Here is a 5529-nt window from a genome sequence, read left to right on the forward strand (position 1 = left end):
ACAAATCGCACTGATAACTGATAACTGATAACTGATAACTGATAACTGAAAAAACCCGCCCCTACAAACTTCCTTCCTACAAATGAACTTGAAAATACTGACGATATAACTCACACCTGGGATAACATTTATTATGCTCCCATTTCACCAAACCTAAACTATCTAATTTAAAACCTAACATTCCTGTTAACTGCCCGCTAGAATTTTCAGAAATCACATTTTTCATCGCTTCAACTAACTCTGAATATTCTTCTAAATTCCACAAATGTCGTCGCAAATGGTCGCTATAAATTCCGGTTTCACTCGTTACATTTTCCGGTAAATCTGACAGAGTTAAATCTTGTTTAGAAATATGATATAGTGCCACCCTAACTAAATAAGGATGACCGCCAACAATTGCCATTAATTTCTCAACTTCTTGTTCAGACCAATTCAAATTATGTCGCGATGCTAAATCCTGAACTTGCTGTTGATTAAATTCCGGTAAATCTATAGGTAATCCCACATTAAAAGGAGATTGATTAATATTCATGGGAATATAAACCTCGGTAGAATGTACCACCAACAACCTTAACTTTTTCCAAATAGCACGTCGCTTTGATTCTTCATGCCAAGCTCGCAATAATCCTAAAAAATCTTCGGCAATATCAGGATATTGAAAAACTCGGTCAATCTCATCTAAACCCAATACTAAAGGATTATCTATTTGTGCTAATAAATACTTCTCAAAATAATCCTTACAATTAACTTTACTGCCAAAAATATCATCCCAATAATCATCTAATTGATTAGGTAAACGTAACTCCCTTCCCACATAAGCACAAAACCATTTTAAGAATTGTTCAAGATTACTAAAAACCTCTTTATCTACTAACTGAAAACTCAACGGTACAGTCCGATATCCTGACTGAGCAGCATGATGCAAAATTCTTGCCATTAAAGAAGTTTTTCCCATCTGTCGTGGCGCTTTAATTCTTATTAAACCACTGGGTTGTAATATAGTTTGATAACAACGTTCTTCAATAGGTGGGCGTTCGATATAAAAAGTAGATTCTACATCAATTTGTCCCCCCGGTATTTCAGGTTCCGCAGAGGGTAAAGGAGGGCGACTTTCTGACACAATGCTACTAATTTCTTCAGGGGTGTGAGTTTCTTCTTGCTCCTCTACTTCCGGCGCAACATTTCCCGGTGGAGCAGCTAACAAAGTCAAAACTTCCCGCAAAATAACAACACTATCTTCAGGCGATCGCCACTCCCGTTGTTGAATGCGATAGAGATAACCGCGCAAGTCATGGTTAAGAGGTGTACTGAGAGAAAAACCTACCCGAATTGGCAAAATTACAGGTTTACGGTCAGGTCGAGAAAATTGCAATTCCCTAGCAAGTTGTACTTGATAGGTGAGCAACTCACTTTGCGCCGACTGAGGAGGCAAAAATAACAGTAAATAGTCACATCGCTTCAACTCTTCATTAATTCGCCGAAACCAATTTTCTCCCAGACGAATATGATCTGCTGCCATAAATACCTGATGACCAGCAGCAGTCAGAGCAGTTTCAAATTGTCGCGCCAATTCTTGATCTGGGTCTTGACTGCGATAACTGATAAAAACTTGGGAACTATTTTGATTGACTATTTGTTCGTTATCTAGTAGAGGTAATAGTTCCCCCAGAGTTCCTGACTCTGTTTGAGATGAACCTTGTTTTCCCGAACGGTGGTCAGTTTCATCTAATGTTAGACCAAAGGTGGCAAAAAGCTGTTGAATTTTGCTGAGGTCTGCACCGACTCGCCCCTGTCTAATTTTACTGATAGTGTCGGAACCAACTCTAGACTCTGCTTCAATTTCTGCCAGAGTACCTCTAAGGTTATATTGCTGTTTCCATTCATCAATAGCTTCATTTAATTTTTTCAGTCCAGAAGTTGTGAGAATTCGTCCGCGATCGCGCTTTGATTTTTTTTCCATTATCTATACTTTATATTGTTATTTAGGACTTATACAGCAACCATACCTGTAGTAGACTAACACAGCTTAAATGGAATAGTAGGGGCGGGTTTTAGTTGCAATTTTCATGCTCACCCTAAGATTAAATAAACCTGCCCTAATGCACAAAATTAGTCGTGTTAGTCCACTACTGGAATGACACATCTAAAATTCAGCGTTACATCATTAGGGGGGGCGGGTTTATCTAACTTTAAGTGAAAGCTCGTTAATTTAACGGGGAAACCCGCCCCTACTTGCACTATTTAAAGTGTGTCACTGTAGTAGGATGTTTTGTAACCCACCTTAAACCACAGAAGTAGGTAGAACAGATAATTTTCCATAAGTCCTGTAGTTATTATTTTAAGTGTAAGTGATTTTAACGAAGATAACTAATTTTTTCTAATTTAAGGAAGTTAACTAATTAATCAAATTTTAACTGCTACTCTTTTCAAACTAGACTACCCAGACAATTCTAACTTTTCCAGATTTTTTTCAGCTTTTTTAATTAACTCCCTAATGTTCTCCACAATAACTTGTTGATTTTTTTAAACTATAGGAGTACAAAATAGAAAATCAGGGATGAAAAAATTTATTCATAGTTCAATTTCTACTCTTGTAACAACAATATTTTTGAGTATCAATTATTTGACTCCTGCCAGAGCAAATTTCACTTTTGATGAGGTAGAAATTGACCAAAATCAAGTTATTGCCATGGCAATTCCTCTAAATGATTTACAAGAATATTCTGGTTATAAACTGATGATTTTAGAGCAGCGTTCTAATGAAAGACCTTGTTGGAGAGAAAGCGAAACTGAATTATATCCAATTTTAGTTGAACCTTTACTTTCAAACTTGAATTTTGCTGGAATTTGTGAAGAAGCTACTGATAATAATGATTATTCAATACGGGTAGATGATAATGATTTATCAGTGAGTCATAGATTAATTTTGGAAAATGTTGGTGATGAAATTAAATTATTTGGTATTTCTCTAACAGGGGATAAAAATTTGATTGGTAGAACTCGCGGAATAAGTGATGGAATAATGAAGATTTTTCTCGAACCAGGTTGGAAATTTACTAAACGTAGTTATGAGGAAAAAGTTCTTGGTCATTTTTATTTTAGTTATGATAGTTTTACTGCGAAACAAGATGCTGTGGAGCAAAAAATAGCTGAGATTGAAGCTCAAATTCCAGATTTTTTAGAGATGGATAATAATCTAAATAGGGAGCAGGAAGTAGGGAGCAGGGAGTAGGGAATAGGGTTGTTAGGAATAAGTATTAATCGCGCTTAATGCCTAGAATCGTTAAAAAAATTTATCTTACTTATTTATTACTTAATAACTAAAGTCTTCAGGAAGGATAGCGTTATTTTTGAGAATTGTTATTATACACCAGATTCCAGATTAATTTCGTACAACTGACAAGGTAAATATTTTTTCCTTTTTCCGTATTCTATTCCCCATTTTATCTACTTCCTAAAAACATCAATATATGTACTTCCTAAAGTAGGAAAATACTGTAAATAAAATTTCACAAAAACCATGAAGCTAAAATTGATGAACCAAAGCCAAATTCCTAACTTTCCTCAGAAAAAAAAGAATGATTTAGAAACATTTTTAGAGCTAGTTGAACTTAATTTAGTGATTCAAGAAATAGAGTATTTTACAGGAGATGATTGGTTATCTCTATGTGGTGATATTGACAGTGGAGAAATTTATCGAAGCTGGTTTGTTTGGCAAGATACAGAAGTTACTCAAGATTGGGAAGCTTACGATCATGTTACTAATCAACGAATTATTGCCAGTAACCGGACTCTATTAATAGCAAAAATTGATGAAATAGAAAATGGGAGAAATAATTAATTATGACAAGTTTAGAAATAATAATTTTTACTTTAATACCAACTATAGCTTGGGTAATTGGAATTGTATTTGCTCCAGTTGATAAGTTTTAAGCGCTACGCGCTAGGGAATAGGGAATAGGGAATAGGGAACAGTAGACTCTTAAAGGTTTCCAGGATTGATAACTGTCCTAAGCTTAATGCGTAGTGCTATAAAATTTGCAGTTTGTAGGTGAGTTTGACAAAGAACATTTCACTAGAAAATTTAAAAACTTCAGTGTCATTAATTTACCAGATAATTAATCTTTTAATTTTAATATTTTCGGGCATTTACTATTTGAGGAATCACGCGCAAAATCTGCAATTTTTTCTGGTCCAGACATTTGCAAATGTTTCAACAATTCACTACTTTCTGTCAATAATTTATCAACATTAATCTCAAAATAATCAGGGTGATAATAATTCAATTTCTTAATACCTTCCCCCAATAACATAACAGCACCACGCCAATTTTCATTCCCTGCATGATAAAGTCCTACTGCTATTTGTAAAATCCCTTGATAAAAAGTGCGTTCTGGTTCTCCAGCTTCCAGCCATAAAGCCTCAAGAGTATCATGGCATTTGTAGAATTCTTGTTCGTTAAATTCTGCTATTCCCTGCCAAAACTCTTGAGGGATTTTTTCTTGTTCAGAAGTCATTATTATTAAGTCAAAAATCTTTCATTAAAAAGTAAATTGAATTGAATATAGCGTTTCTCTGTCACTGTGAAGTAGAGTATTTTTTCTTTACCGAATAATTAAGGTTTAAAGCATCTCATGATCAAAGAGAAACAATGAATTTATTTTCCTTTTATATCAATCCTCTTCCTTTTAGGGAGAGGTAATTATCAATTATCCATTATCAATTATCAATTATTGAACTGCTCCTTATTCCCTGTTAAAGTTTTCCCTAAAACAAACGAATTTTATACCTCACTCAGAGATGGGAATTGCTATATCAATAATCCAAATTTTTTCTCTTTCCTTATTATTTTTCTACCCAATGTTGCGTAAAGGAGAGAAGCAAATTATGGTGAATATTTTCAGAAGAAGGAAAAAGGAAAATAAATTATCCTTGTTCATAGAGACGATATTTGTTTTTAGCTAACGCCGAGATTAAAAGGGAAGTTTGGTTCACTCAAAACTTTTAACTAAACCTTCTTCCTTCTTCCTTCGAGTTTTCAACCTACATGGTTGCTCTAGTTGACTCTAAATCTTCTTGGGTAATTTCTTGTTGTTCACCAGCAAAATCATTATCTGGAGTTAAAAACAACATACAATGACATTCTTTGCGCTCCCGCATTGGTACACAAGGACAATTCCAATAGGTAGCTTTTACCTCTGCTTCTTTATCTTCATAATGACGACATGGACATAAAGGAGCGCCCAATTCATCCTTATGTTTAGCTAATCCTTCAATTACCACAGCAGTAACTGAAGGATCTACACAAAAATAAGTATTTGTATTCTTAGCATACTTTTCAGAGAACTTTTTCATCGCCTCCAAAGATTTTTCACTAGATAATTTCTTGTTTTCTGTAGTCAGGGTCATAATATATGTTTGTTATGGTGCTGATATTAGTTAGTTCCATTAATTTTACTACATAAAGCCATTTTCGGGGGCAAATCAAATTAAAAATTTCCAGACTTAATTTTTTGACTTGTATACTAT

General features: G+C 34.4%; 5 protein-coding genes. 2 read left to right on the plus strand and 3 right to left on the minus strand.

From position 1 onward, the window contains the following. Positions 1–76: 76 nt before the first annotated feature. Complete coding sequence (locus AFK68_RS12820; protein ID WP_094673154.1) at positions 77–1960, minus strand: AAA-like domain-containing protein; 1884 nt, start codon at positions 1958–1960, stop codon at positions 77–79. Between the two features lie 597 nt (positions 1961–2557). Here AFK68_RS12820 and AFK68_RS12825 point away from each other — a divergent pair. Together AFK68_RS12825 and AFK68_RS12830 are read left to right on the plus strand one after the other, a co-directional pair. Beyond that, on the plus strand, positions 2558–3232 hold the full coding sequence (locus tag AFK68_RS12825) for a DUF3747 domain-containing protein (RefSeq protein WP_094673155.1): 675 nt from the start codon (positions 2558–2560) through the stop codon (positions 3230–3232). Between the two features lie 288 nt (positions 3233–3520). Then, complete coding sequence (locus AFK68_RS12830) at positions 3521–3841, plus strand: hypothetical protein (protein ID WP_246844157.1); 321 nt, start codon at positions 3521–3523, stop codon at positions 3839–3841. A gap of 277 nt (positions 3842–4118) precedes the next feature. On the opposite strand, the gene AFK68_RS12835 is transcribed toward AFK68_RS12830, so the two are convergent. Beyond that, positions 4119–4517: a DUF309 domain-containing protein gene (locus AFK68_RS12835; RefSeq protein ID WP_094673156.1), complete on the minus strand. Its 399-nt coding sequence runs from the start codon at positions 4515–4517 to the stop codon at positions 4119–4121. Positions 4518–5043: 526 nt separating this feature from the next. Beyond that, the gene (locus AFK68_RS12840; protein ID WP_094673157.1) at positions 5044–5409 is read right to left on the minus strand and encodes a ferredoxin thioredoxin reductase catalytic beta subunit; all 366 of its coding nucleotides are present in this window, start codon (positions 5407–5409) and stop codon (positions 5044–5046) included. Between the last annotated feature and the right edge of the window lie 120 nt (positions 5410–5529).

Source organism: Hydrocoleum sp. CS-953, assembly GCF_002260545.1.
Lineage (GTDB): Bacteria > Cyanobacteriota > Cyanobacteriia > Cyanobacteriales > Microcoleaceae > Trichodesmium.

Bases quoted from the DNA above. Each gene is read 5' to 3' on its own strand.
- AFK68_RS12835 (WP_094673156.1), bottom strand. From the start codon at position 4,517: ATGACTTCTGAACAAGAAAAAATCCCTCAAGAGTTTTGGCAGGGAATA.
- AFK68_RS12840 (WP_094673157.1), bottom strand. From the start codon at position 5,409: ATGACCCTGACTACAGAAAACAAGAAATTATCTAGTGAAAAATCTTTG.
- AFK68_RS12830 (WP_246844157.1), top strand. From the start codon at position 3,521: ATGAAGCTAAAATTGATGAACCAAAGCCAAATTCCTAACTTTCCTCAG.
- AFK68_RS12820 (WP_094673154.1), bottom strand. From the start codon at position 1,960: ATGGAAAAAAAATCAAAGCGCGATCGCGGACGAATTCTCACAACTTCT.
- AFK68_RS12825 (WP_094673155.1), top strand. From the start codon at position 2,558: ATGAAAAAATTTATTCATAGTTCAATTTCTACTCTTGTAACAACAATA.